A 26,002-nucleotide genomic window follows, 5' to 3' on the forward strand; every position below is an offset into this window, starting at 1 on the left:
CGGGCCCGGAAGGGGGGAAGCCTGCCCGCCGCGCGGGGAAGGGGGGCGCGGGTCAGGAGGCGAGCCAGGCGGCCTCGGCGCCGACCGGCTCCCGGCTGCGGTGGCAGGCGTACGCCAGGGTGCCCAGCAGCAGCCGGGCCTCCGGCGGCCGTCCGGCCGTCCCCGGGCCCGGCGGCCGCAGCCAGTGCGCCGCGCCCAGGCCGGCCAGCACCGTGGGCGGCGCGGCCACGTACGCGCCCTCGCCGTGGCAGACGAGGTCCAGCGCCGCGTCGTCCCACCCCATGCGGTAGAGCAGGTCGGGGAGCTCGCGCGCCGCGCCCGGGGCCACGAGGAACAGCGCCCGCCCGGCGGGCGAGGCGAGGACCGGTCCGAGCCGGATGCCCATGCGCTCCAGCCGCACCAGCGCCCGGCAGCCCGCCTCCAGCGGCACGTCCAGCACGTCGAAGGTGCGGCCGGCCGGCAGCAGGACGGACGCCTGCGGCACCGCCTCCCACACGGCCCGCACCTCGGCGCGCTCCGCCCACGGCCCGACCTCCAGGGCCCGGGTGGCGGCGGACGGGTGCAGGCCGGGCGCGGCGCAGTGCCGCTGTCCGCAGCAGCAGCAGCCGCCGTCCGCGGCGGGGCCGGCGGCGCCGTTCCGCCCGCGGCCCGGGGGCGGGGCGCCGGCGGCCACCCACCAGCCCCATCGCCCGGCGTACTCGGCCGCCGCGTGGAGCGCGGTGGCGCGGGTGCGGCGCCGCGAGCCGAACCTGAGATCGCCGAACAGGATGTCCATGCCTCCCCCAACGGGTATCCGTCGCCGGTGGTTACGCGACGGTGACACAGTGTTGCCGAATCCGTGTGACGCGCGGCGCGGGCGGGCGGCGCGCAGGGCGGTCTTTCACACCGTCGGCCCAGAGCGGTTTCCCCGACGCCGTTGCGGCGGTGCGCACGGATGGTGGATCGTCGGTGGCGGACGGTTCGTTGCTGCGCTGCCGGCCCCGTTCGGGCCGATGGAGTCCAGTCAATCGCGGGACGTCGGGGAAAGGTTCACCCTCAGGGGTGGCGAATGGTGGCGTTTCCCCGGCGCGTCTCCCCTGGACGGCTCAGTGCGCGTTACGTTCGGTCCACGGACCGCGGCGCTGTGTCAGTCCGCGGGTATGCCGGTGGCATAGGACAGCAGATCCTGCGAACCCTGTGCGCCCGGCCTCTGCCCCTGACGGAGCGTCGGCAGCGGACCACCGCCCCCGGCCGATGCCGACGGGCGCGCAGGATCACGAATTCGGCCCGCGACCGTCGGGCACGGCAGCGGGGTAACCCGGGATGGGGGCGTTCCGGTGGGAGAGAAGCAACCGAACGAGCGGTTGGCTTCCTGGTTCGCACGCAGCGGCTGGTCCAAGGGCGAGCTGGCGCGGCAGGTCAACAGACGGGCGCGCCAGACCGGCGCGCACCACGTCAGCACCGACACCTCGCGGGTGCGGCGCTGGCTGGACGGCGAACAGCCCAGGGAGCCCATCCCCAAGATCCTCTCCGAGCTCTTCTCCGAGCGCTTCGGCTCGGTCGTCACCGTCGAGGACCTCGGCCTGCGCGCCGCCGTCCCGGTGACCGGCTCCGGCGAGGTCGACCTGCCGTGGAGCGGCGAGCAGACGGTCCAGCTGATCAGCGAGTACTCGCGCAGCGACCTGATGCTCAACCGCCGCGGCTTCCTCGGCACGTCCCTGGCCCTCACCGCCGGCTCCGCGCTCATCGAGCCCCTGCAGCGCTGGCTCGCGCCGGGCCCGTCCGGCTCGCCGACGCCGATCCTGGCCGCCGCCAACGGCGGGGAGCCGCACACCGGCCGGCTCTCCCCGCCCGAGCTCCAGTTGCTGGAGCAGACCACCGTGATGTTCCGCCAGTGGGACGCGCAGAACGGCGGCGGCCTGCGCCGCAAGGCGGTCGTCGGGCAGCTCCACGAGGTCACCGACCTGCTCCAGGAGACGTACCCGCAGGAGACCACCCAGCGCCTCTTCCGCCTCACCGCGGAGCTCGCGCACCTCGCCGGGTGGATGTCGTACGACGTCGGCATGCACCCCAGCGCGCAGAAGTACTACGTGCTGGCGCTGCACGCCGCCAAGGAGGCCGGCGACCGGCCGTTCGGCGCGCTCATCCTCTCCGACATGAGCCGCCAGATGATCCACCTCAACCGGGGCGAGGACGCCCTGGAGCTCATCCACCTCGCCCAGTACGGCAGCCGCGACACCGCGTCGCCCCGCACGGCGGCGCTGCTCCACGCGATGGAGGCCCGCGCCTACGCCAGCCTGGGCGAGGTCAACAAGTGCCACCGCGCCGTCCGGCTCGCCGAGGACTCCTTCAGCGACGTCCGCACCGGGGAGCGCGAGCCCGACTGGATCTCCTTCTTCTCCGAGGCCGAGCTCAACGCGGAGAACGCGCACTCCTACCGCGACCTCGCCTACCACGCCAGCCGCAGCCCGATGTACGCCTCGCTGGCCGCGCCGGTGATGGAGCGCGCCGTCGACCTCTTCCGGGAGGACCCGACGCACCGCAGGTCCTACGCCTTCAACCTGATCGGGATGTCCAGCGTCCACCTGCTCCAGGGGGAGCCCGAGGAGGCGGCCGCCATGGCCCACCAGGCCGTGGACATCGCGGGCAAGGTGCGCTCGGAGCGGCTGAACACCCGCATCCGCAAGACCACGGACGCCGCGCTGCGCCACTACTCCTCCGTCGCCGACGTCCAGCAGCTGGCCGACCGCATCACCACCGCGCTCCCGGAGTACGCCTCCGCCGTGTGACCCGGCGGGCGACCCCCGTCCGCCCCGCCCCTGCGGCCCGCCGTGCGACCCGTCGCGCGGCGGGCCGTGCCGTGTGCCGCGTCCGACCGCACGGTTCCGGCCATCCGCCGGCCGTCCGCCGGCCGGGCCCCCGCGCCCCGGTCGCGGGGACCGCCCGGGCGCTTCCGGCCCGGCGGCCCCGCGCCCAGCATCCGGGTGGTTTCCGCGGCCGACGCCGCTGTGCCCGCGTGCAGGCGGGGAAGAGTAGACGAGCCCCGGCCCCGGCCGGGCTGCAGTTCACCTCCGTGTAACACCGGAGTGGCGCTCGTCACTCTCGTGAAACAGCCGGACGCACCGGTCGAAACCGGCCTCCGTCACGCTCCTTGGCATCGCCGACGCCCGCGGGCAGCACGGGACGGCCCTCTCGCCCAGGAGGGACGCGCCCGGGGGCGGAGCGGCCATCACACACAAGGAGACGCCGATGCCGAAAGGCTTCGACGCGGGCGACACCGCATTCGTGCTCATAAGCGCAGCTCTGGTCATGCTGATGACGCCCGGCCTCGCCTTCTTCTACGGGGGCATGGTCCGGGTCAAGAGTGTCCTGAACATGCTCATGATGAGCTTCATCAGCCTCGGGATCGTCAGCATCCTGTGGGTGGCCTACGGCTACACCATCGCCTTCGGCGACGACACCGGCGCGGGGCTGCTGGGCAACCTCGACTTCCTTGGCATGAAGGGCATCACCGGGACCACCCTCAGCGGCTCCATCCCGGTCTTCGCCTTCGCCGCCTTCCAGCTGATGTTCGCGATCATCACCCCGGCCCTGATCAGCGGCGCGCTCGCCGACCGCGCCAAGTTCAGCGCCTGGATGCTCTTCACCGCGCTCTGGGTCAGCATCGTCTACTTCCCGGTGGCGCACTGGGTGTGGCAGTCCGGCGGCTGGATCTTCAAGCTCGGGGTGAAGGACTTCGCGGGCGGCACCGCCGTCCACATCAACGCGGGCATGGCGGGCCTCGGCGCCCTGCTCGTCCTCGGCAAGCGGGTCGGCTTCAAGAAGGACCCGATGCGCCCGCACAGCCTGCCGCTGGTCATGCTCGGCTCCGGCCTCCTGTGGTTCGGCTGGTTCGGCTTCAACGCCGGCTCCGCCCTCGCGGCCAACGGCACCGCGGGCGTCGCCTTCTTCAACACCCAGGTCGCCACCGGCGCCGCCATGATCGGCTGGCTCGCCTACGAGCGGGTCAAGCACGGCGCCTTCACCTCCCTGGGCGCCGCCTCCGGCGCCGTCGCCGGCCTGGTCGCGATCACCCCGGCCTGCGCCGCCGTCAACACCTGGGGCGCCATCGGCATCGGCGTCATCGCCGGCGCGGTCTGCGCCTGGGCGGTCGGCCTGAAGTACAGGCTGGGCTACGACGACTCCCTCGACGTGGTCGGCGTGCACGCGGTCGGCGGCATGATCGGCACCCTGCTGATCGGCGTCTTCGACGCCACCGACGGCCTCACCGCGGGCGCCGGCTTCTCCCAGCTCGGCAAGCAGGCGGTCGGCGCCTTCGCGGTCGCCGCCTACTCGCTGACCGTCTCCTGGATCCTCGCCAAGGGCATCGACCTCACCATCGGCTTCCGTGCCACCGAGGACGAGGAGGTCAGCGGCATCGACCAGGCGTTCCACGCGGAGACCGCCTACGACTTCGCCTCCGTCGGCGGCAGCGTCGCCCGCACCGCCCCGCCGGCCGCCGCCGGCACCACCGCCCCCGCCCCGGTCGCGAAGAAGAGCGAGGTCGACGCCTGATGAAGCTCGTCACCGCAGTCATCAAGCCCCACCGTCTGGACGACGTGAAGGAGGCCCTGCAGTCCTTCGGCGTCCACGGCCTCACCGTCACGGAGGCGAGCGGCTACGGCCGGCAGCGCGGCCACACCGAGGTCTACCGCGGCGCCGAGTACACCGTGGACCTGGTGCCCAAGGTCCGCATCGAGGTCCTGGTCGAGGACGACGACGCCGACGGCCTGATCGACGTGGTCGTCAAGGCCGCCCGCACCGGCAAGATCGGCGACGGCAAGGTCTGGGCCGTCCCGGTGGAGACCGCGGTCCGGGTCCGCACGGGGGAGCGGGGACCGGACGCCCTCTGACCCGGACGCCCCCACCCGGCCACCCCCGACCCGGTTCCCCGACCCGGCCGGCCCCTCCGCTCCGAGGACCGGTACGGACCGGGGGCCGGTGCAGGGGGCGCCGCAGGGGTGCACCGCACGGACGAGGACGAACGAAGGGGAGGCGGACTCGCGGCCGGGGACACCGGCCGCGGGTCCGCCGCCCGCGTATCAGGCGACACCGCCGCGACCCGCCCCGGGAGCGGCACGACGGACGGGGACAGCACAGTGACCGCGCCGGAGACAGCACCCCACACCCCCCGCACCCCCGCACCGGACGGGGCGCCCGCCGACCACGGCGCCGCCCGGCAGCGGCTCCTCGCCGACCCGGGACTGGCCGGCGTCCGCCGCCGCGCGGCCCTCGCCCGCCTCACCGACCACTGGCTCACCGGCCTGCTCGCCGACGCCGCCGCGGCCGTGCGCAGCCCCTCGGCGGCCGGCGAGCGGCCCGCCCCGGTCGGCGTCGCCCTGGTCGCCGTCGGCGGCTACGGCCGCGGCGAGCTCTCCCCCCGCAGCGACCTCGACGTCCTGCTGCTGCACGACGGCACCACCTGGGGCGGCGGGATCTCCTCCCTCGCCGAGCAGCTCTGGTACCCCGTGTGGGACAGCGGCGTCGCCCTCGACCACTCGGTGCGCGACCTCGCCGCCGCCCGCGAGGTGGCCGCCGACGACCTCAAGGCCCAGCTGGGCCTGCTCGACGCCCGCCACGTCGCGGGCGACCCCTCGCTCACCGCCGCCCTGCGCTCCGCCGTCCTCGCCGACTGGCGCGCCGGGGCCGCCCGGCGGCTGCCCGAGCTGCAGGAGATGTGCCGGGAGCGGGCCGAGCGCCACGGCGAGCTGTCCTTCCTCCTGGAACCGGACCTCAAGGAGGCCCGCGGCGGCCTGCGCGACCTGGTCGCCCTGGACGCCGTCGCCGCCTCCTGGCTCGCCGACGCCCCCCGCGACGGCCTCGGGGAGGCCGCGCAGCGCCTCGCCGACGTCCGCGACGCCCTGCACCTGGTCACCGGACGCGCCACCGAGCGGCTCAGCCTCCAGGAGCAGGACCAGGTGGCGGCGCGGCTCGGCCTGCTCGACGCCGACACGCTGCTGCGCCAGGTCTACCGGTCCGCCCGCACCGTCGCCTACGCCTCCGACGTCACCTGGCGCGAGGTGGGGCGGGTGCTGCGGTCCCGGTCCCGCCGCGGCCGCCGGACCCCGCGCCTCGCCTTCCCGTTCAGCGGCACGGGCCGCACCTCGGGAGCCGTCGCCCGCGGCGCGGTGGAGCGCCGCCCGCTCGCCGAGGGCGTGGTGGAGCAGGACGGCGAGGCCGTGCTCGCCCAGGCGGCCCGCCCGCTCCAGGACCCGGTCCTGCCGCTGCGCGCCGCCGCGGCGGCGGCCCAGGCCGGCATCGCCGTCGCCCACGCCACGGTGCGCCGCCTGGCGGCCGAGTCCCGTCCGCTGCCGGTGCCGTGGCCCGACGAGGCCCGCGACCGGCTGGTGGCGCTGCTGGGCGCGGGCGCCGCCTGCCTGCCGGTGTGGGAGGCGCTGGAGGCCGAGGGCCTGGTGACCCGGCTGATGCCCGACTGGGAGCGGGTGCGCTGCCGTCCGCAGCGCAACGCGGTGCACCGCTGGACCGTGGACCGCCACCTGGTGGAGACCGCCGTCCGCGCCGCCGCCCTCACCCGCCGGGTGGCCCGGCCCGACCTGCTGCTGGTGGCCGCGCTGCTGCACGACATCGGCAAGGGCTGGCCCGGCGACCACTCGGAGGCGGGCGAGGTCATCGCCCGCGACCTCGCCGTGCGGATGGGCTTCGACGCGGACGACGTGGAGGTGCTGGCCCTGCTGGTCCGCCACCACCTGCTGCTCGTCGACACCGCCACCCGCCGCGACCCCGACGACCCGGCGACCGTGGAGGCCGTCACCAAGGTCGTCGGCAGCCCCCAGAACCTGGAGCTGCTGCACGCCCTCACCGAGGCCGACGCGCTCGCCACCGGCCCGGCCGCGTGGAGCGCGTGGCGGGCCTCCCTGGTGAACGACCTGGTCGGGCGGGCCGCGGCCCTGCTGGCCGGCGGGCCGCCCCCGGCGCCGCCCGCCGCCGAGCCCGGCGCGGAGGAGGAGCGCCTCGCGGTCGAGGCCGGCCGTACCGGCGGTCCTGTGCTCTCCGTACGGGCCCAGCTGCACCGCCCCGAGGAGGAGGCGGGCGGTCCCGCGGGGGAGCCCCTGGGGGTGGAGCTGGCCCTGGCCGTCCCCGACCGGCCGGGCCTGCTCGGCACCGTCGCCGGGGTGCTCGCCCTGCACCGCCTCACCGTGCGGGCGGCCTCCGTCCGGGAGCTCGACCCGGTGGGGGCCGGCCCGGTGCTGCTGCTGTCGTGGACGGTGGCGGCCGAGTACGGCGACCTGCCGGAGGCGGCGCGGCTGCGGGCCGACGTCCGCCGGGCGCTGGACGGCGGCCTGGACGTCGCCCGGCGGCTGGCCGAGCGCGACGCGGCGGCCCCCCGCCGCAGGGGCGCCCCCGCGCCGCCGCCGCGGGTCACGGTCGCGCCGGGCGGCTCGTCGGTGTCGGCCACCGTGATCGAGGTCCGCGCCCAGGACGCGCCGGGCCTGCTGCACCGCATCGGCCGGGCCCTGGAGGACACCGGCGTGCGGGTGCGGACGGCGCGGATCAGCACCCTGGGCGCGAACGCGGTGGACGCCTTCTACGTCACCGACGCCGAGGGCCGCCCCCTGGACGGCGCCCGCGCCGCCGGGGTCGCCGCCGCCGTGCAGCGCGCCCTGGCCTGACCCGGACACGGCTGCGCCCCCGCCCGGTGGCTCCGGACGGGGGCGCGGTCGCGCGGGGGCGGGGTCAGCCCAGGATCGCGGACGAGCCGAAGCTGCTGGTGCCCATCTGGACCTTGGCGCCGAAGGAGCCGTCGCCCTTGCCCGGGTACAGGTACAGCGATCCGGTGGTGAAGCGGATCAGCAGGTCGGCGTGGCCGTCGCCGTTCACGTCGCCCACCGCGGCCAGCGCGTTGGCCGAGGCGAAGCCGCTGCTGCTCAGGGTCCTGCGGGCGCCGAACTTGCCGCCGCCCGCGCCCGGCCACAGGTAGAGCGCGCCGGCGGAGGTGCGGCCCACCAGGTCGGGCTTCCCGTCGCCGGTGACGTCGCCGTGGCCGACCAGCTGGCTCAGGCCCTGCAGGCCGGAGCCGACCTGGAAGCGGCCGCCGAAGGAGCCCGTCCCCTTGCCCGGGTACACCCAGACCACGCCGGCACTGTCCACGCTCAGCAGGTCGGGGTTGCCGTCACCGGTCAGGTCGCCGGGCGCCACGATCTGCCGGACCGTGGACCAGCCGGAGGCGAGCTTCGCGTTCGTCCAGCTGCCGCTGCCCGTCCGGTGACGCCAGTAGAGCGCGCCGTCGCTCGACCGACGCATGACGAGGTCGGAGAGGCCGTCCCGGTCGAGGTCGGTCTGCACGGCCTTGTCGTAGTACTGCCAGCCGGTGCCCGCCGACGACCGGGACGTCATGGCCGCGCCGAGGTAGGCGTAGGTCTGGCCGGTCGTCGAGGAGGTGCGGACCAGCAGGTCGGCCCTGCCGTCGCCGCTCCAGTCCGGGTCGGCGCCCACGGCCGGGACCTTGACCGCGGCGGTGGCGGAGGTGCTCACCGTCCTGTTGAGGTGCACGGCCCGGACCGCGACGCTGTGCGTGCCGGGCGTGAGGGTGAGGGCGGCGGAGCGGGCCGTGTCGGTGACGGTGGCCGCGGTCTTCCCGTCCACCAGGATTTCGAAGTGGTCCATGAGGCCGGAGGCCCAGCTCTCCGACCAGGAGACGGTGGCCTTGCCGGAGGTGTACCAGGTGGTGCCGGACGGCACGGCCCCGCTCATCCCCGTGACGACGGGCGCGGGCGCCGGACCGGTGGCGAAGCCGCGGAGCGAGCCGAGCTGGCTGTACAGGGCGTCGCCGGGGCACTGGGTGTTGAAGCCGTCCCGGTGCGCGGAGATCGCCTTGAAGGTGTAGGTCTGCCCGCTGGTGAACGAGGTGCCGAAGTAGTTCTTCTGGGTGGCCGCCGTCTTCAGCTGCACGCTGTCGCCCGGCTTCACGCCGTACATGGCGAGCTTCCAGTCGGCGAGCGTGGCGACGGCGCCGAGCACGGTGTCGGAGACCTTGGTGCTCGTGTAGGTGCCGAGCACCGCGACGCCCATCGTGTCGACGTTCCAGCCGTAGGTGTGGGCGCCGAAGACGGGCAGCCGCCCGCCGTCGTCCGCGCCGTCCCAGCGGCCCTCGAAGACGGTGCCGCACTTGTCGACCAGGTAGTTGTAGCCCAGGTCCCGCCAGCCGTTGGACGTGACGTGGTACGCGTAGTCGGCCTGGACCAGCGCGGCGGAGCCGTTCGGGTTCAGGGGGTCGGTGCTGCAGGTGTAGTCGTTGGCGTCCGTCGTGTGGTGGACGAACACGGTCCGCACGCCGCCCGAGGAGTAGCAGGGCAGCGTCTGGTCGCGCAGCGTCTCGTCTGCGCCCCACTGGGCGCGGCTGACGACGGGGGGCTGGCGGACCGGGGAGGCGACGGGCGTCGGCATCGTCGCCGTCGTCCCCTCCGAGGTGCAGTCGGAGAGGGCGGGACCGGTGCTCGTCGAGCCGGTGGGGGTGCTGCTCGCCGAGCCGCTCGCGGTGTCGGTGGGGGCGCCGGTGCCGGTGGCTGCGGCGCTGTCCGTCGCCGTGGCGGCGCCGGTCGCTGCCGCGGTGTCCGTGGCCGCGGCGGTGTCGGTGGCCGCGGCGGTGTCCGTGGCGGCGGCCGCCGTGTCCGTGGCGGCCGCGGTGTCGGTGGCTGCGGCGGTGTCCGTGGCGGTCGGGTCGGCCGCGAGCACCGCGCCCGCGGGCTCCGCGTCCCGCAGCACGGCCCCCCGGGCCTGCGCCGCGGGGGAGGAGCCCGAGCCGAGGCTGCCCGAGGCTATGGAGTCCAGCCGCAGGCCCGCCGGGAAGCGCCCTGCGCCGCCGGCGGTGACCCGCAGTTCGACGCCGTCGGACGGACCGGTCCACAGCGGCTCGGTGGCGCCGCGGGCCCCGCGGGCGTCGCCGCTGCCCGGGTCGGGCGCGGTGTCGGTGGTCCCCAGCTTCCTCCAGGCGGACCAGGTGCCTGTGCCCAGCGCCCGGGTGCGGACCTCGACGGTGCCCGCGGAGCGGACCTTCGGGTCGTCCCAGCTGACGCCGAGCATGTTGAACGGTTCGGTGGTGCGCCGGGTGAGGCCCCGGACCGGGGCGCCGCCCGCGGACCGGGCCAGCGCGGCCAGCGCGGTGCGGTGGATCTTCGGCGCGACCGGGTGGTGGACGCCCTTCGCGGCCTGCGGGGGCCGCGCGTCGGTGCCGGCGAAGGCCACGGCGGTGACGCCCGCCCCTCCCAGCAGGACGGAGCCCAGCCCCAGCCAGACCCTCCCCTTCATCCCCAGCGGTCTGTGCGCGTGTGTGGTGCGCGATGTCATGCCCGTCCTCGTGTCGGTCTGTGCGACGTACGGCGGTGCTCACTCATCGTGCGGCGGCACGACGGATGACAGATGACGGCGGAGCCTATCGGTCCGTGTACGGAGCGGCGCAAGCGGGTTCCCGCGGCGGACCTCCCGGGGCGCAGTGGGTCCGGCCGGGACGGCGGCCGGATACCCTGGGGGCGACGACCGTACCCGTACCGACGCCACGAGGGACCCGCGACCGACGTGTTCGACACCCTTTCCGACCGCCTCGCAGCGACGTTCAAGAACCTCCGGGGCAAGGGCCGCCTGACCGAGGCGGACATCGACGCCACGGCCCGTGAGATCCGCATCGCCCTGCTCGAGGCGGATGTGGCCCTCCCGGTGGTCCGGGCCTTCATCAAGCAGGTCAAGGACCGGGCGCTGGGCGCCGAGGTCTCCCAGGCGCTCAACCCGGCGCAGCAGATCGTCAAGATCGTCAACGAGGAGCTCATCGCGATCCTCGGCGGCGAGACCCGGCGGGTGCGCTTCGCCAAGCAGCCCCCGACCGTGATCATGCTCGCGGGCCTCCAGGGCGCGGGCAAGACCACCCTGGCGGGCAAGCTCGGCCACTGGCTCAAGCAGCAGAAGCACACCCCGCTGCTGGTGGCCTGCGACCTCCAGCGCCCCAACGCGGTCAACCAGCTCAAGGTCGTCGGCGAGCGCGCGGGCGTGCACGTCTTCGCGCCGGAGCCCGGCAACGGCGTCGGCGACCCGGTGCAGGTGGCCCGCGACTCCGTCGCGTACGCGCGCGGCAAGCAGTACGACGTCGTCATCGTCGACACCGCCGGCCGCCTCGGCATCGACGCCGAGCTGATGCAGCAGGCCGCGGACATCCGCGAGGCCGTCCAGCCCGACGAGGTCCTCTTCGTCGTGGACGCGATGATCGGCCAGGACGCGGTCACCACCGCTCAGGCGTTCCTCGACGGCGTCGACTTCACCGGCGTGGTGCTCTCCAAGCTCGACGGCGACGCCCGCGGCGGCGCGGCCCTGTCGGTGGCCCACGTGACCGGCCGTCAGATCATGTTCGCCTCCAACGGCGAGAAGGTCGACGACTTCGACGCCTTCCACCCCGACCGGATGGCCTCCCGCATCCTCGGCATGGGCGACGTGCTCACCCTGATCGAGCAGGCGGAGCGGACGTTCTCGCAGGCCGAGGCCGAGAAGATGGCCTCCAAGCTGCGCGGCGGCGGCAAGGAGTTCACCCTCGACGACTTCCTCGGCCAGCTCGAGCAGGTCCGCAAGATGGGCTCCATCTCCAAGCTCCTGGGGATGCTGCCGGGCATGGGCCAGATCCGCGAGCAGATCAACAACATCGACGACCGCGACGTCGACCGCGTCGGCGCCATCATCAAGTCGATGACGCCCGCCGAGCGCACCGACCCGAAGATCATCAACGGTTCCCGGCGCGCCCGTATCGCCAAGGGCTCCGGCGTGAGCGTCACCGAGGTCAACAACCTCGTCGAGCGGTTCTTCGAGGCCCGCAAGATGATGGCCCGCATGGCCGGCGGCCAGGGCATCCCCGGCATGCCCGGGATGCCCGGCATGGGCGGCGGTCCCAAGCGCCAGGCCAAGAAGCAGGGCAAGGGCAAGGGCAAGCAGCGCTCCGGCAACCCGCTCAAGCGCGCCGCCGAGGAGAAGGCCGCCGCCGAGCGGCGCGCCGCGGGCGGCGCCGCCGCCCAGCCCGGCGGGGCCTTCGGCCTCGGCGCCGGCCAGGGCCCGGCCGACTTCGAGCTGCCCAAGGAGTTCAGGGACCTGCTGCCCCCGCAGTGACGGCCCCGCGGCGGCCCGGACGGCCCGCCGCACCCCGCCGACGGCCCGCCGCACCCGTGAACCGGGTGCGGCGGGCCGCCGGCGTGTCCGATGATGGACCCGTGCGAGTGACCATCCGAGCCCCCCGGCCCTCCGACGCCGAGGCCTACGCCGCAGCCGTCCTGCGCTCCGCCGAGCACATCGGCCCCTGGAACCCGGTCGAGGCGGACCTCCCCGCCCTGCTCCAGCGGCAGGGCCCCGCGCTGCGGACCTTCCTGATCGTCGACACCGCCGACGGCGGCCTGGCCGGCAAGTGCAACGTCGCCAACATCGCCCTCGGCCGCTTCTGCAACGCCTCGCTGGGCTACGACTCCTACCTGCCCTACGCCGGCACCGGCCGGATGACCGAGGGCCTGCGGCTGGTGGTCGACCGCTGCTTCACCCCCGAGCGCGCCGGCGGCCTCGGCCTCCACCGCCTGGAGATCAACGTCCAGCCCGACAACGAGCGGTCCGCCGCCATGGCCAAGCGCCTCGGCTTCCGCCTGGAGGGCTACTCGCCCCGGATGCTGTACATCAACGGCGACTGGCGCGACCACGAGCGCTACGCCCTCACCGCCGAGGAGTGGCCGGGCCTGTCCGCCTGACGGGCCCCGGCGCCGCCCCGGCGTCCGCCGCCCGGAGCGCGTCCCGCCGTCCGGGCGCCCGCCGCCCGTCCGCCGTCCGTTCCGCCGCGCCGCCGCCCCGGCCCCCGGCCGCACGGCGCGGCCGGGGACGGCGCCGTCAGAGCGCCTGGGCGACCACGTACCGGAAGACGTTGGCCATCCGCACCGCCCCGCCGTCCCGCAGGTACGGGTGGAGCGCCTCCGTGAGCTCCTTGACCACCAGGGCCTCGCCCGAGTACTCCGCGGCCGTGTCGTAGACGCCCGTGGACAGCAGGCCCCGCACCGCGCTCTCCAGGTCAGGGTAGGCGAACGGGCACGACACCCGGCCGCTGCCGTCGGGCCGCAGTCCGGCGCCCACCACCAGCGACTCCAACTTCCCCGGGGCGCTTAGCCCGAACGGGTCGTACCGCCGCCCCCCGCGCCCCGCGGACGGGGGAGGGGCGAGCCGCCGTGCCACGTCCAGCACGCCGGCGCTCTCGCAGCGCTCGGGCGGCCCCCACGTCGCCAGGACCACGTGCCCGCCCCGCAGGGTGAGCCGGGCGGCGCTGCGCACCAGCTCCTGCGGATCGGCCGCGCAGTACAGGTTCTCGAACGCCGTGACCAGGGAGTGCGTGGTGGGCGGGGGGCCCTCCGGGGCCGCGTCGCGGTGCACGTCGGCGAGCACCCTCAGCCGCCGGTCCCGCGCCAGGGAGCGCAGTTCGCCCTCGGGCTCCAGGCCCGCGACCTCGGCCCCCCTGGCGGCGGCCAGCAGCAGCGCCAGCCCCGAGCGGCAGCCCAGGCCGAGCACGCTGGTCGCCGGGCCGACCTCCAGCCGGTGGTACACGGCCTCGTACAGGGGCACCAGCATGCGCTCCTGGATCTCCGCCCAGTCGCGCGCCCGCTGCTGCGCCCGCGTGAGCTCCGGGGCCGTGCTCCTCACCTGAGCTGACGCCATCCTGCGGCCTCCCATCCGGTCCTTCTGCCGCGGCGCACACCGCGGCACCCGTGGACCCCCGTCGTGCTCCCGAGACCCCCCGCGTGCAGACCCCCCGCATACAGACAACCCCCGTCGCGGCCCGGCGTCCAGAGGAGTGGGGGAGGCGCGCGGGCGCGGCGGTGGTGCGCCCCCGCCCGTGCATCGATTCACGGTCGGGCGCGCGGGCCCCGTACCATTCGCCCCATGGCAAAGGCTCCCGTGCTCACCCCCCAGGCGGACGACTTCCCGCGCTGGTACCAGGACCTGATCAACAAGGCCGAACTGGCCGACAACGGCCCGGTGCGCGGCACCATGGTCATCCGACCGTACGGCTACGGCCTGTGGGAGCGGATGCAGCAGGAGATGGACGCGCGCATCAAGCGCGCGGGGGCCCAGAACGCGTACTTCCCGATGTTCATCCCGCAGTCGTACCTGACCCGCGAGGCCGAGCACGTCGAGGGCTTCGCCCCCGAGTTGGCCGTGGTCACCCACGGCGGCGGCAAGGACCTGGAGGAGCCGGTCGTCGTCCGGCCCACCTCCGAGACCATCATCAACGAGTACTTCTCCAAGTGGGTGCAGAGCTACCGCGACCTGCCCCTGCTCATCAACCAGTGGGCCAACGTGGTCCGCTGGGAGCTGCGGCCCCGCGTCTTCCTGCGCACCACCGAGTTCCTCTGGCAGGAGGGCCACACCGCCCACGCCACCTACGAGGACGCGCGCGCCTACGCGTCGATGATCCACACGGACGTCTACGGCGACTTCATGGTCAACGTCCTCGGCATCGACGTGGTCCTGGGCCGCAAGACCGCCCGCGAGCGCTTCGCCGGCGCCATCAACACCCTCACCCTCGAGGGTATGATGGGCGACGGCAAGGCCCTGCAGATGGGCACCAGCCACGAGCTGGGCCAGAACTTCGCCAAGGCCTTCGGCACCCAGTACCTCTCCGGCGAGGGCCACCAGGAGCACGTCTGGCAGACCTCCTGGGGCACCTCGACCCGCATGGTCGGCGGCCTGATCATGTCCCACGGCGACGACAACGGCCTGCGGGTCCCGCCGCGCCTGGCGTCGGTCCAGGCCGTCGTCCTCGCCATCAAGGGCGACGACGCGGTGGTCGCGAAGGTCCGGGAGATCGGCGCCGCCCTGGAGGCCGCCGGTGTCCGCGTCGTCGTCGACGACCGCACGGACGTCCCGTTCGGCCGCCGCGCGGTGGACTGGGAGCTCAAGGGCGTCCCGGTCCGCATCGAGGTCGGCCCGCGCGACCTGGAGGCCGGCACCGCGATGCTGGCCCGCCGCATCCCCGGCGGCAAGGAGCCGGTCGCGGTCGACGCGCTGGCGCAGCTGGTGCCGTCGGTGCTGGAGGAGGACCAGGCGCTGCTGCTGCGCCAGTCGCGGGAGCGCCGCGAGGCCCGTACCGTCGACGTGACGTCGGTCGACGAGGCGGTCGAGGCCGCCGCCACCGGCTGGGGCCGCATCTCCTGGGCCGACCTCGGCCCGGAGGGCGAGGCCAAGCTCGCGGAGCAGGGCGTCAGCGTCCGCTGCCTGGTGGCCGCCGACGGCTCGGTGCCCGAGGCCGACGACCAGCCCGGCAACATCGCGATCGTCGCCCGCGCCTACTGACCGGACGGATATCGTGTACGGCCCGCGGTCCCTCCGTGAGGGGCCGCGGGCCCATCCCTTCACCCTCCGTGTGCGTCCGGCGGGGCGCACAGGACAGGAGTTCGACGTTGTATCAGGTGCTCGGCAGGCGCCTACGCCCAGGTCGGGGCGTACCCGCCGGTAGGCGGGAAGTGCGATCGCCGCTCCGCGGACGGAACATCCGACCCCTCTCCCTCGTTGGCATAGCGTGAGCACGACACAGCCCCTCGTCCTCGCGGCCGAACTTGCCGCCGCCTGGAGCGACATCCAGCGCCACCACCCGGACCTGCCCGACCTCGCGGCCCCCGAGTCGCTGATCGGCGAGTCCTCCTCCGCCTGCGGTACAGAGCTCAGCTTCGAGCGGCTGCTGCACGAGGCGGCGCACGGACTGGCGGCCGCCCGCGGCATCCGCGACACCTCGCGGGCCGGGCGCTACCACAACCGGCGCTTCCTCGCCATCGCCGACGAGCTGGGCCTGGCCCATCCGGTGGAACCCCACCCCAGCAGCGGCTTCTCGCTGGTGACCATGCTCCCGGAGACCCGCTCCCGGTACGCGGACACCATCGAGCGCCTCGACCTCGCCCTCGGCGCGCACTCCGAGGCCGTCAGCGGCGAGGGCCGCGGGCGTGCCTTCCGCGGCCCGGCCACCCGGCACGGCTCCTCCGGCGGCGGCGTCCGGGTCAAGGCCGTCTGCGGCTGCGGGCGGAACGTCCGGGTGGTGCCCTCGGTGCTCGCCCAGGCGTCCATCGTGTGCGGCGCCTGCCAGCAGCCGTTCCGGATCGCGGACCCGGCCCAGGAGTCCTGAGCCGGATGTTCCCGGGGCCCCGGCCCCCGGGAACATCCGGACGTGCGGGCGCCGCGGATGCGCGTTCCGCGCCGGCGCGGGGGCTCCGGGTGCCCGGCGGCACCGCGGCGGACCGGACCGCGGCGCCGCCATGACGCATGGCCCGGGCCGCCGGGTCCCCGTCCGGTCCGGAGGGCGGCCCGCGCTGTGGCACAATGGGCAGCTGAGTACTCGGCAGCCGAGCAGGACCCCTCTCTCCTCCGGCTGGCGTGTCAGTCGGGCAGCCGGCGTCCACAACCCCACGTGGCGCGCGCGGCCGCTCACCCACGTCAAGACCAGGAGACCCCACTCCAGTGGCAGTCAAGATCAAGCTGAAGCGTCTGGGCAAGATCCGTGCCCCGCACTACCGCATCGTCGTCGCCGACTCGCGCACCAAGCGCGACGGCCGCGCCATCGAGGAGATCGGCGTCTACCAGCCGACCTACGACCCCTCGAAGATCGAGGTCGACTCGGAGCGCGCCCAGTACTGGCTGAGCGTCGGCGCGCAGCCGACCGAGCCCGTGCTCGCCATCCTCAAGCTCACCGGCGACTGGCAGAAGTTCAAGGGCGAGCCGGCTCCGGCCCCCCTGAAGGTCGCCGAGCCCAAGGTCGAGGACTACAGCCACCTCTTCGCCAAGGCCGTCCAGGGCTTCGAGGACAGCACCACCGGTGCCGCCATCACCCCGAAGGCCAAGAAGTCGGACAAGAAGGACGAGGCCGCCGAGGCCGAGACCGCGTCCAGCGAGGCCTGAGGATGCTCGAGGAAGCCCTCGAGCACCTGGTGAAGGGCATCGTCGAGAACCCCGAGGACGTCCAGGTGCGCTCGCGCAACCTGCGCCGGGGCGCCACCCTCGAGGTCCGGGTGCACCCCGAGGACCTCGGCAAGGTCATCGGCCGCGGCGGCCGCACCGCGCGTGCGCTCCGCACCGTGGTCGGTGCACTGGGCGGCCGGAACGTCCGCGTCGACCTCGTCGACGTCGACGACATGCGCTGAGCCGCACGGCCTCTCCGCAGGGCCGGCCGGGACGCACCTCGTCCCGGCCGGCCCTGCGGCGTTCGCCCCTCCCTGCGCCGGGAGCCCCGCAGCAGGGCCGCCCGGCGGCCGCCCCGTAGACCCACCAGCGTGCGGACCCGCGCACGCAGACCCACCAGGAGCGCGATCACCGTGCAGCTCGTCGTCGGCAGGATCGGCCGTGCCCACGGCATCAAGGGGGACGTCACCGTCGAGGTGCGCACCGACGAGCCGGAGCTCCGGCTCGCGCCCGGAGCCGTCCTGCTCACCGACCCGCCCTCGGCCGGCCCGCTCACCGTCGAGTCCGGCCGCGTGCACAGCGGACGGCTGCTGCTGCGCTTCGAGGGCGTCGGGGACCGCAACGCCGCCGAGGCGCTGCGCAACACCCTCCTCATCGCCGAGGTCGACCCGGCCGAGCTCCCCGAGGACCCCGACGAGTACTACGACCACCAGCTCGTCGGCCTCGACGTCGTCCTCCGCGACGGCACCCCGGTCGGCGAGGTCACCGAGGTCGTCCACCTGCCCTACCAGGACCTGCTGAACGTCCGGACCGCCGAGGGCCGCGAGGTGCTGGTCCCCTTCGTGGAGCGGATCGTCCCGGAGATCGACCTGGAGGAGCAGCGGGCCGTCATCGACCCGCCGCCCGGCCTGATCGACCCCGACCGGGCCGAGGTCGCCGGCAGCCGCGAGGGCGGCCGGGACGCCGACGGCGGGACGGGTGGCGGCACCGGTACGGACGGGGCCGGCGGCGGCGCCGACGGCACCACCGGGCGGGAGTGACCGGCGCCCATGCGCATCGACGTCGTCACCATCTTCCCCGAGTACCTCGAACCGCTGAACGTGTCGCTGGTCGGCAAGGCCCGCGCCCGCGGGCAGCTCGACGTCCACCTGCACCACCTGCGGGACTGGACCACCGACGTGCACCGCACCGTCGACGACACCCCCTACGGCGGCGGCCCCGGCATGGTCATGAAGCCGGAGCCGTGGGGGGCCGCGCTCGACTCGGTCGTCGAGCAGGGTGCGAAGCAGGTCGGCGAGGGGGCCGTGCCCACCCTGGTGGTGCCCACCCCCAGCGGCCGCCCCTTCACCCAGGCGCTCGCCCAGGACCTGGCCGCCGAGCCGTGGCTCGCCTTCGCCCCCGCCCGCTACGAGGGCATCGACCGCCGCGTCATCGACGAGGCCGCCGACCGGATGCCGGTCGTCGAGGCGTCCATCGGCGACTACGTGCTGGCCGGCGGCGAGGTCGCGGTCCTCGTCATGGTCGAGGCCGTGGCCAGGCTGCTGCCCGGCGTCCTCGGCAACGCCGAGTCGCACCGCGACGACTCCTTCGCCGCCGGCGCCATGGCCGACCTGCTGGAGGGCCCCGTCTACACCAAGCCCGCCGAGTGGCGCGGCCGGACCGTCCCCGAGGTGCTGCTGAGCGGCAACCACGGCCTGATCGCCCGCTGGCGCCGCGAGCAGGCCTTCCGCCGGACCCTGCGCATGCGCCCGGACCTCGTGGGCCGCTGGGACAAGGCCGCCTTCGACAAGCACGACCGCCGGGCGCTCGACGCCCTCGGCGTGGCCTGGGACGACGCGGCCGGCCGATTTCGGCCCGGACCGGACGGTGTGGAACAATAGGCCGCTGCTGCGTGCCGTTGCCCCTGCCACGGGGGGAACACCGTCCACCGGGACCCGGTCCCGGCGAGCAGCACCCTCCCGATCCTTCCGAATTCCGTGGGTGACCCGTGGCGCCCATGATGGAGAGTCCCGATGAGCAACCTGCTCGACGTCATCGACTCCGCGTCGCTGCGCGACGACGTCCCCGCCTTCCGCCCCGGTGACACCCTCAAGGTGCACGTCCGGGTCATCGAGGGCAACCGCTCCCGTGTCCAGGTCTTCCAGGGCGTCGTCATCCGCCGCCAGGGCGCGGGCGTCCGCGAGACCTTCACCGTCCGCAAGGTCTCCTTCGGCGTCGGCGTCGAGCGCACCTTCCCGGTCCACACCCCGATCGTCGAGAAGATCGAGGTCGTGACCCGCGGTGCCGTCCGCCGCGCCAAGCTGTACTACCTGCGCGACCTGCGCGGCAAGGCCGCCAAGATCAAGGAGAAGCGCGACCGCTGAGCCGGACCGCGCACGCCCCGGCTTCGCCCGGGAGTGGGGACCACCCGTTCGAGGCCGGATAGGCTTCGCCCGATGAGCACCCACGAACCCCTCGCGGACCGCGACGGCACGCCCTCCCCCGACCGGGGCGACGGGCGGCCGCCGCGGTCCGCGGCCGTTCCCGGGGCCTCCGACGGGGACCGGACCGCGACCCGCGCCCGACGCGGCCAGGGCCGGCCGAACCGCTGGAACCGGTGGATGGCGGTCCTGGTCTGCCTGCTGCTGCTGGGCCTGGTCAACGCCTCCGTGGCCCAGCCCTACGCCATCCCCTCCCACTCGATGGAGGGCACCCTGCAGGTGGGCGACCGGGTCCTCGTCGACAAGCTCGCCTACGACTTCGGCGGACGCGTCCGCCGCGGCGACGTCGTCGTCTTCGACGGCCGCGGCTCCTTCCTCCAGGACGACGCCGCCCCCGGCGGCCTCGGTGCCGCCCTGCGCCAGCTCGGCTCCTACCTCGGCCTCACCTCCCCGTCCGAGACCGACTACGTCAAGCGCGTCGTCGGAGTGGGCGGCGACCGCGTCGTCTGCTGCGACCGGCAGGGCCGGATCACCGTCGACGGCGTGCCGCTGGACGAGTCCGGGTACCTGTTCCCGGGCGACACCGCCTCCTCGGTGCCCTTCGACGTCGAGGTCCCGGCCGGGAAGCTCTGGGTGATGGGCGACCACCGCAGCGACTCCCGGGACTCCCGGGACCACCTCGGCGAACCGGGCGGCGGATTCGTCCCCGAGGACAAGGTGATCGGTCGGGCCGACTGGGTCGTATATCCCTTCGGGCACTGGCGGCACCTCCGGCGCCCCGGGGCGTACGACGCGGTGGACGCGGCAGGGAGGAGCGGTCGGCATGGGGACCAGGGGTAGGCCGCGGGTCGCCGACCCGCCGCCCGGCGGGGGGTCCGCGCCCGACCGGACGGCCGCCGCCGCCGTCGGCTCCGGCTCCGGGGCCGACGGTCCCGGGCGCGACGGCAGGCGCCGCCGCAGCTCCGGCCTCAGCCGGGCCGAGCGCCGCCGCATCGCCCGCCGGGCGGCCCGCCGCCGCAAGCGCTCCTTCCTGCGGGAGCTCCCGGTGGTCGCGGGCGTCGCCCTCGTGATCGCCCTGCTGCTGAAGACGTTCCTGCTCCAGGTCTTCGTGATCCCGTCCGGATCCATGGAGGACACGATCAAGATCGGCGACCGGGTGCTGGTGGACAAGCTCACCCCCTGGTTCGGCAAGGAGTACCGGCGCGGCGACGTGGTGGTCTTCCGCGACCCCGGCAACTGGCTGCCGCCCGACGAGCGCAGGGCCTCCGAGGACGGGCCGGTGGTCCGCGGCGTGAAGCAGGCGTTCACGGCCGTCGGCCTGCTGCCCTCCGACAACGAGGGCGACCTGATCAAGCGGGTCATCGGCGTCGGCGGCGACACCGTGGCCTGCTGCGACCGCAGCGGCAGGCTCACCGTCAACGGCACGGCCGTGGACGAGCCGTACGTGGCGCCGGGCAACCCGGCCTCCCGCATCACCTTCAAGGTGGCCGTCCCCCACGGCAGGCTCTGGGTGATGGGCGACCACCGCGACCTGTCGGCCGACTCGCGCTTCCACATGACCGACTTCGGCAACGGCACCATCCCGCTCTCGAACGTCATCGGCCGCGCCGTCGTGGTGGCCTGGCCCGTCCCGCGCTTCCACCGGCTGCCCGAACCCGCCTCGCTCTCCGCCCTCCCCCCGCCGCCCGGCAGCGTGATCGGTGCGGCGGGACCGCTCCCGGCCGCCGTCCCGGACCCCGGCGGCCGCGCCGGCGGGTCCGCGCAGCCGGACGCCGCGAGGCCGGATCCCGGGGAACCCCCGCTCGTTATGGGTGTGGCGGGGGCGCTGCCCTTCGCCGTCCGCCGGTGGCGCAGGGGCGCCACCCCGCCCGGCTGAACGGCGGTCCCCGCCGTGCGTGGCTGACGGCGGGCCACCTCTGCGGGTGGTAGAGAGGGTGGGGTGCGCGGTGCGTGGTCGTGCCGGGTGCCTTGGAGGTTGCCGGTGTGCGGTGTGCCGTGCAGGACCGGGAGCAGGCGGTGCCGCGGGGCGGTGCCGTATTCGGCGTGGGCGCGGGTGCGCCTGCAGTGCAGGGAGGAGATGTCGTGGGGGATCCGGTGACCGGCGCCCGTTCGGGGGCCGGTGGGCCCGAGGACCCCGGCAGCCGTACCGCGGGCTCCGTGGACGACCCGGGCGGACCGCCGAGCACGGAGGACGGTACGACCATGTCCGAGCATCCGCAGCCGGACCGCGCGCCGGAGCCGGAGAAGCCGGAGCGGGCGCGGCCCGGGACGAAGCAGCGGTCCTTCTGGAAGGAGCTGCCGATCCTGGTCGGCATCGCGCTGGTGCTGGCGCTGGTGATCAAGACCTTCTTCGTGCAGGCGTTCTCGATCCCGTCGGAGTCCATGCAGAACACCCTGCAGAAGGGCGACCGGGTGCTGGTGGACAAGCTGACGCCCTGGTTCGGCGCCCAGCCGGAGCGCGGCGAGGTCGTCGTCTTCAAGGACCCCGGCAACTGGCTCGGCGACGAGCCCGTGGAGACCTCCGGCGGTCTCGCCGGCGGCCTTCAGAAGGTCCTCGGGTGGGTCGGTCTGATGCCGTCGGCGGACGAGAAGGACCTGATCAAGCGGGTCATCGGGGTCGGCGGCGACACCGTCGAGTGCCACGGCAGCGGGCCGGTGAAGGTCAACGGCAAGGCGCTGGACGAGCCGTACGTCTTCCCCGGCGCCCCTGCCTGCGACCCGGACAAGCAGTTCACCGTGAAGGTCCCGGACGGGCGGATCTGGGTGATGGGCGACCACCGCAACGACTCGTCGGACTCGCGCTTCCACATGGACGAGCCCGGGGGCGGCACGGTGCCGGTGAAGAACGTCGTCGGCCGGGCCTTCGTCGTCGCGTGGCCGCTCGCCCGCTGGGCGACGCTGCCGGTCCCCGGCACCTTCCACCAGCCCGGCCTGTCCGCCGCGGGCTCCCTCGTCCCGCCCGCCGCCGGGCTCGCCGGTGCGGTGCCGCTGACCCTGCTCCTGCGCCGCCGACGGGCCGCCGTGCCCGGGAGCGCCCCGGAGGGGGCCGGTCCGGAGGCGTAGCCGCGAGGCTCCCCGGCAGAACGGCAGAACGGCAGAACGGCAGAACGGCTTAACGGCACGGCGGCGCGGGCCGCGGTGCCGCCCGGACACCCCCGGGCGGTACCGCGGCCCGTTCCGTGCCCGGGGCCGGCCCGGCGGGCATCCGCTCCGTCCTGCCGTTCCGGGTCACCGCGCCACCGCCCCCCGGCGCCTCCTCGGAACCGGTTCCCCCGTCCCGCCCACGCCGCGGTCAAAATCTCGGTCAACCCCTCCGGCCCGGCGCCGTGAGGCCGGATCCAGCGGGACCTCCGCTCGTTGGGTGTGGCGGGGCCCCGCCGTCCGCCGCGGGCGGAGCAGCGCCCGTCCCTGCGGCCGGACGGCGGCCGCGCACGCGCGCGGGCCGGGCGGACGGTTCCCGCGGGTGGTAGAGAGGGTGGGGTGCGCGGTGCGTGGTCGTGCCGGGTGCCTTGGAGGTTGCCGGTGTGCGGTGTGCCGTGCAGGACCGGGAGCAGGCGGTGCCGCGGGGCGGTGCCGTATTCGGCGTGGGCGCGGGTGCGCCTGCAGTGCAGGGAGGAGATGTCGTGGGGGATCCGGTGACCGGCGCCCGTTCGGGGGCCGGTGGGCCCGAGGACCCCGGCAGCCGTACCGCGGGCTCCGCGGACGACCCGGGAGCCGGCGGACTCGCGGTCGAGCGGACCTCCGGTGCCGCAGCGGGAGCCGCCGCCGGGACGGACACCGCCGACCACGGAGGGCCGGACGGCCGGTCCGGTCCGGGGGAGGCCGGGCGTCCCGGGAAGGGCGCCCGGAAGCCGGGGCAGCAGCGGTCCTTCTGGAAGGAGCTGCCGATCCTGGTCGGCATCGCGCTGGTGCTGGCGCTGGTGATCAAGACCTTCTTCGTGCAGGCGTTCTCGATCCCGTCGGGGTCCATGCAGAACACCCTGCAGAAGGGCGACCGGGTGCTGGTGGACAAGCTGACGCCGTGGTTCGGCGCGGGGCCCGAGCGCGGCGAGGCCGTCGTCTTCCACGACCCGGGCGGCTGGCTGCCCGAGGAGCCCGTGCAGCGCGGCAGCGGCGCGGTGCGGGGGCTGCAGACGTTCCTCGGGTGGGTCGGTCTGATGCCGTCGGCGGACGAGAAGGACCTGATCAAGCGGGTCATCGGGGTCGGCGGCGACACCGTGGAGTGCCACGGCAGCGGGCCGGTGGAGGTCAACGGCAAGGCGCTGGACGAGCCGTACGTCTTCCCCGGGGCCACGCCGTGCGACCCGGACAAGCCGTTCACGGTGAAGGTCCCGGACGGGCGGATCTGGGTGATGGGCGACCACCGCAACGACTCGTGGGACTCGCGCTTCCACATGGACGAGCCCGGGGGCGGCACGGTGCCGGTGAAGAACGTCGTCGGCCGGGCCTTCGTCGTCGCGTGGCCGCTCGCCCGCTGGGCGACGCTGCCGGTCCCCGGCACCTTCCACCAGCCCGGCCTGTCCGCCTCCGCGGCCTACGGCCCGCCGGCCCTCGCCGCGGCCGGCGCCCTGCCGCTGACCCTGCTGGTCCGCCGCAGCCGCCGCACGCGGGCCGCGGCCTGACACCGTCCCGGGTGACCGTCCGTGACCGGAATGCTCCGCCCCGGCCCTTGCGCGGGCCGCGGTACCGGCGAGTAGTCTGCTCGGACGTGCCGCGGCCCGCCCGTCCGTGCGCCCGCCGGCCCCGGTACGGCTGTCGAGGCGGCCGCCCCGGGCGTCCGTGGGAGGACGCCGGACCCCGGGGCCCGGCCGAGCTGGGACGGTGCCCATGAGCAGGACCGCCGGTGAGACCGCGGGCGAGGCCCCCGGGACGGCCGGGCCGCAGCCCGCGACGACCCCCGGGACGGCCGGTCCGCAGCCCGGGACGGCCGGTCCGCAGCCCGCGCCCGCCCCGGCAGGGGCGCCCGGCCGCCGGCTGTCCGCCGTGCTGCAGGGCGTCGTCATCGCGCTCGGGCTGGTGCTCATGGTCGGCGGCTTCGGCGTGGTCGCCGTCGGCTACCGCCCCTACAGCGTGCCCACCGACTCCATGGAGCCCACGGTCCGTCCGGGCGACACCGTGCTGGCCCGCACGAGCGACGGCAAGGACATCGGCCGCGGTGACGTCGTGGTCTTCCGCGACTCCGGCTGGGGCGGCGCCCTGATGGTCAAGCGCGTGGTGGCCGTCGGCGGCGACACCATCGTCTGCTGCGACGCCCGGCAGCGGATCGCCGTCGACGGCACCGCGATCGACGAGCCGTACCTCGCGCACGGCTACAACGCCGGCAAGTTCTCCGTGAGGATCCCGCAGGGGCGCCTCTTCCTCATGGGCGACAACCGGCTGGGATCGCTCGACTCCCGCGTCCACCTCGACCAGGCGTCGGGCACGGTGCCCGCGAGCGACGTGGTCGGGCGGGTCGAGGGCACCGCCTGGCCGATGGCGCGGATGGGCGGCATCGACCGCACGGCCGCCTTCGACGCGGTCCGCGGGCCGGGCGCGGCCTCCGCCCACGGCCCGCTGGTCCCGGCCGCCCTCGTCTCGGCGGCCGGCGCCCTGCTCGTCCTGGTGACCGCGGCGGTCGGCCCGGCCGCGGAGCTGCTCCGCAGACTGCGCCGCCGGGCCCGGTAGGGCAGGTGGCGGCCCCGCCGCGGCCTCCGCGGACCCGCCGGTGGTCCACAATGGGAGGACGCACGACAACTAAGGGGACGTGGGGATGAGTGCCGAGGACCTCGAGAAGTACGAGACCGAGATGGAGCTCAAGCTCTACCGGGAGTACCGCGACGTCGTCGGCCTCTTCAAATTCGTCATCGAGACCGAGCGCCGCTTCTACCTCACCAACGACTACGAGCTGCAGGTCCACTCCGTGCAGGGCGAGGTCTTCTTCGAGGTCTCGATGGCCGACGCCTGGGTCTGGGACATGTACCGGCCGGCCCGGTTCGTCCGCAAGGTGAGGGTCCTGACCTTCAAGGACGTCAACGTCGAGGAGCTCGCCAAGACCGATCTGGAGCTGCCCTCCGACGAGGCCGGCTTCGGCCGCTGAGCCCCCGGGCCGGCCCCGGCCCGACCCCGTCGCGTCAACCCGGTCCCGCCGGATTCACCCCTGAGGGTGGGCGCCGTTCTCCACACCCCCGGGTTCTCCACAGGAATCCGCCCCCTCGCCCGCGTCCGCCCCGCCTCCGGCACGCTCCGTGCCGGAGGTGACCGCCGTGACCCATCCACGCACCGCCCTCGGCCGCTACGGCGAGGAGGTGGCCGCCCGCCGTCTGGCGGAGGCAGGCCTGACCGTCCTGGAGCGCAACTGGCGCTGCCGGGAGGGGGAGCTCGACATCGTCGCCCTGGAGGGCGACACCCTCGCCGTCTGCGAGGTCAAGACCCGCCGCGAGAACGGCTTCCAGCAGCCCGCGGAGGCCCTCACCGAGGCCAAGGCCGAGCGGCTGCGCAGGCTCGCCGCCCGCTGGCTCGACGAGCGGTGGCCGGTCCACCTCTCCCGCCTCGCCGCGGCACCGCCCGGACCGCCCCGCCCCGCCGCCCCGCCGCCCGGCGGCGTCCGCATCGACCTCATCGCCGTCACCGGCCGCCGCCGCGGCGCCGCCCTGGTCGAGCACCTGCGCGGGGTGGTGTGA

At 75.1% G+C, this 26,002-nt stretch carries 23 protein-coding genes; 20 read left to right on the forward strand and 3 right to left on the reverse strand.

Going from position 1 to position 26,002, the window contains the following annotated elements:
• Positions 1 to 52 precede the first annotated feature (52 nt).
• Positions 53 to 775, reverse strand: a complete 723-nt coding sequence (locus tag LO771_RS21820; protein ID WP_230655045.1) for a bifunctional DNA primase/polymerase — start codon at positions 773 to 775, stop codon at positions 53 to 55.
• A 541-nt stretch (positions 776 to 1,316) separates the two neighbouring features.
• Between LO771_RS21820 and LO771_RS21825 the strand changes: the two genes are divergently transcribed.
• From LO771_RS21825 to LO771_RS21840, 4 genes are all read left to right on the forward strand, one after another.
• On the forward strand, positions 1,317 to 2,768 hold the full coding sequence (locus LO771_RS21825; protein ID WP_230655046.1) for a hypothetical protein: 1,452 nt from the start codon (positions 1,317 to 1,319) through the stop codon (positions 2,766 to 2,768).
• Positions 2,769 to 3,228: 460 nt separating this feature from the next.
• Positions 3,229 to 4,533 (forward strand): ammonium transporter, encoded by a 1,305-nt coding sequence (locus tag LO771_RS21830; RefSeq protein WP_230655047.1) that lies wholly within the window; start codon positions 3,229 to 3,231, stop codon positions 4,531 to 4,533.
• Positions 4,533 to 4,871 (forward strand): P-II family nitrogen regulator, encoded by a 339-nt coding sequence (locus tag LO771_RS21835; RefSeq protein ID WP_230655048.1) that lies wholly within the window; start codon positions 4,533 to 4,535, stop codon positions 4,869 to 4,871. Before LO771_RS21830 ends, LO771_RS21835 begins: the two co-directional genes overlap by 1 nt.
• 246 nt (positions 4,872 to 5,117) lie before the next feature.
• Positions 5,118 to 7,649 (forward strand): [protein-PII] uridylyltransferase, encoded by a 2,532-nt coding sequence (locus tag LO771_RS21840; protein WP_230655050.1) that lies wholly within the window; start codon positions 5,118 to 5,120, stop codon positions 7,647 to 7,649.
• A gap of 64 nt (positions 7,650 to 7,713) precedes the next feature.
• Here the strand turns inward: LO771_RS21840 and LO771_RS30840 are convergent, their stop codons facing one another.
• A complete protein-coding gene (locus tag LO771_RS30840; RefSeq protein WP_255744682.1) occupies positions 7,714 to 10,284 on the reverse strand; it encodes an FG-GAP-like repeat-containing protein in 2,571 nt (856 codons plus the stop codon).
• A 267-nt stretch (positions 10,285 to 10,551) separates the two neighbouring features.
• On the opposite strand from LO771_RS30840, the gene ffh reads away from it, so the two are divergent.
• On the forward strand, positions 10,552 to 12,117 hold the full coding sequence (gene ffh / locus LO771_RS21855) for a signal recognition particle protein (RefSeq protein ID WP_230655052.1): 1,566 nt from the start codon (positions 10,552 to 10,554) through the stop codon (positions 12,115 to 12,117).
• A gap of 101 nt (positions 12,118 to 12,218) precedes the next feature.
• A complete protein-coding gene (locus LO771_RS21860; protein WP_230655054.1) occupies positions 12,219 to 12,740 on the forward strand; it encodes a GNAT family N-acetyltransferase in 522 nt (173 codons plus the stop codon).
• A 136-nt stretch (positions 12,741 to 12,876) separates the two neighbouring features.
• Here LO771_RS21860 and LO771_RS21865 read toward each other — a convergent pair whose 3' ends face one another.
• On the reverse strand, positions 12,877 to 13,692 hold the full coding sequence (locus LO771_RS21865; RefSeq protein WP_230655056.1) for a class I SAM-dependent methyltransferase: 816 nt from the start codon (positions 13,690 to 13,692) through the stop codon (positions 12,877 to 12,879).
• A 225-nt stretch (positions 13,693 to 13,917) separates the two neighbouring features.
• Between LO771_RS21865 and proS the strand changes: the two genes are divergently transcribed.
• From proS to LO771_RS21935, 14 genes are all read left to right on the forward strand, one after another.
• A complete protein-coding gene (proS, locus tag LO771_RS21870) occupies positions 13,918 to 15,330 on the forward strand; it encodes a proline--tRNA ligase (protein ID WP_230655057.1) in 1,413 nt (470 codons plus the stop codon).
• Positions 15,331 to 15,556: 226 nt separating this feature from the next.
• Positions 15,557 to 16,153, forward strand: coding sequence for a hypothetical protein (locus LO771_RS21875; protein ID WP_230655059.1), 597 nt, complete (start codon positions 15,557 to 15,559; stop codon positions 16,151 to 16,153).
• Positions 16,154 to 16,485: 332 nt separating this feature from the next.
• Positions 16,486 to 16,923: a 30S ribosomal protein S16 gene (gene rpsP / locus LO771_RS21880; RefSeq protein ID WP_230655061.1), complete on the forward strand. Its 438-nt coding sequence runs from the start codon at positions 16,486 to 16,488 to the stop codon at positions 16,921 to 16,923.
• Between the two features lie 2 nt (positions 16,924 to 16,925).
• Positions 16,926 to 17,165, forward strand: a complete 240-nt coding sequence (locus LO771_RS21885) for an RNA-binding protein (RefSeq protein WP_230655063.1) — start codon at positions 16,926 to 16,928, stop codon at positions 17,163 to 17,165.
• A 171-nt stretch (positions 17,166 to 17,336) separates the two neighbouring features.
• The gene (rimM, locus tag LO771_RS21890; protein WP_230745268.1) at positions 17,337 to 17,963 is read left to right on the forward strand and encodes a ribosome maturation factor RimM; all 627 of its coding nucleotides are present in this window, start codon (positions 17,337 to 17,339) and stop codon (positions 17,961 to 17,963) included.
• A 9-nt stretch (positions 17,964 to 17,972) separates the two neighbouring features.
• Positions 17,973 to 18,803: a tRNA (guanosine(37)-N1)-methyltransferase TrmD gene (gene trmD, locus LO771_RS21895; RefSeq protein WP_230655066.1), complete on the forward strand. Its 831-nt coding sequence runs from the start codon at positions 17,973 to 17,975 to the stop codon at positions 18,801 to 18,803.
• A gap of 132 nt (positions 18,804 to 18,935) precedes the next feature.
• Complete coding sequence (gene rplS, locus LO771_RS21900; RefSeq protein WP_230655068.1) at positions 18,936 to 19,286, forward strand: 50S ribosomal protein L19; 351 nt, start codon at positions 18,936 to 18,938, stop codon at positions 19,284 to 19,286.
• Between the two features lie 72 nt (positions 19,287 to 19,358).
• On the forward strand, positions 19,359 to 20,183 hold the full coding sequence (gene lepB, locus LO771_RS21905; RefSeq protein ID WP_230655071.1) for a signal peptidase I: 825 nt from the start codon (positions 19,359 to 19,361) through the stop codon (positions 20,181 to 20,183).
• Complete coding sequence (lepB, locus tag LO771_RS21910; protein WP_230655073.1) at positions 20,167 to 21,219, forward strand: signal peptidase I; 1,053 nt, start codon at positions 20,167 to 20,169, stop codon at positions 21,217 to 21,219. The genes lepB (LO771_RS21905) and lepB (LO771_RS21910) overlap by 17 nt, the downstream gene beginning before the upstream one ends.
• A gap of 206 nt (positions 21,220 to 21,425) precedes the next feature.
• Positions 21,426 to 22,406, forward strand: coding sequence for a signal peptidase I (gene lepB / locus LO771_RS21915; protein WP_230655076.1), 981 nt, complete (start codon positions 21,426 to 21,428; stop codon positions 22,404 to 22,406).
• A gap of 560 nt (positions 22,407 to 22,966) precedes the next feature.
• Complete coding sequence (lepB, locus tag LO771_RS21920) at positions 22,967 to 23,965, forward strand: signal peptidase I (RefSeq protein WP_230655079.1); 999 nt, start codon at positions 22,967 to 22,969, stop codon at positions 23,963 to 23,965.
• Between the two features lie 205 nt (positions 23,966 to 24,170).
• Positions 24,171 to 25,007, forward strand: coding sequence for a signal peptidase I (gene lepB / locus LO771_RS21925; RefSeq protein WP_230655082.1), 837 nt, complete (start codon positions 24,171 to 24,173; stop codon positions 25,005 to 25,007).
• A gap of 85 nt (positions 25,008 to 25,092) precedes the next feature.
• Positions 25,093 to 25,419 carry a DUF2469 domain-containing protein gene (locus LO771_RS21930; RefSeq protein WP_055586940.1) on the forward strand — a complete coding sequence of 109 codons (327 nt, stop codon included), beginning with the start codon at positions 25,093 to 25,095 and terminating at the stop codon, positions 25,417 to 25,419.
• Positions 25,420 to 25,585: 166 nt separating this feature from the next.
• Positions 25,586 to 26,002 carry a YraN family protein gene (locus LO771_RS21935; protein WP_230655085.1) on the forward strand — a complete coding sequence of 139 codons (417 nt, stop codon included), beginning with the start codon at positions 25,586 to 25,588 and terminating at the stop codon, positions 26,000 to 26,002.

It is taken from the genome of Streptacidiphilus sp. ASG 303, assembly GCF_020991365.1.
In the GTDB taxonomy this organism is placed as follows: Bacteria; Actinomycetota; Actinomycetes; order Streptomycetales; family Streptomycetaceae; genus Peterkaempfera.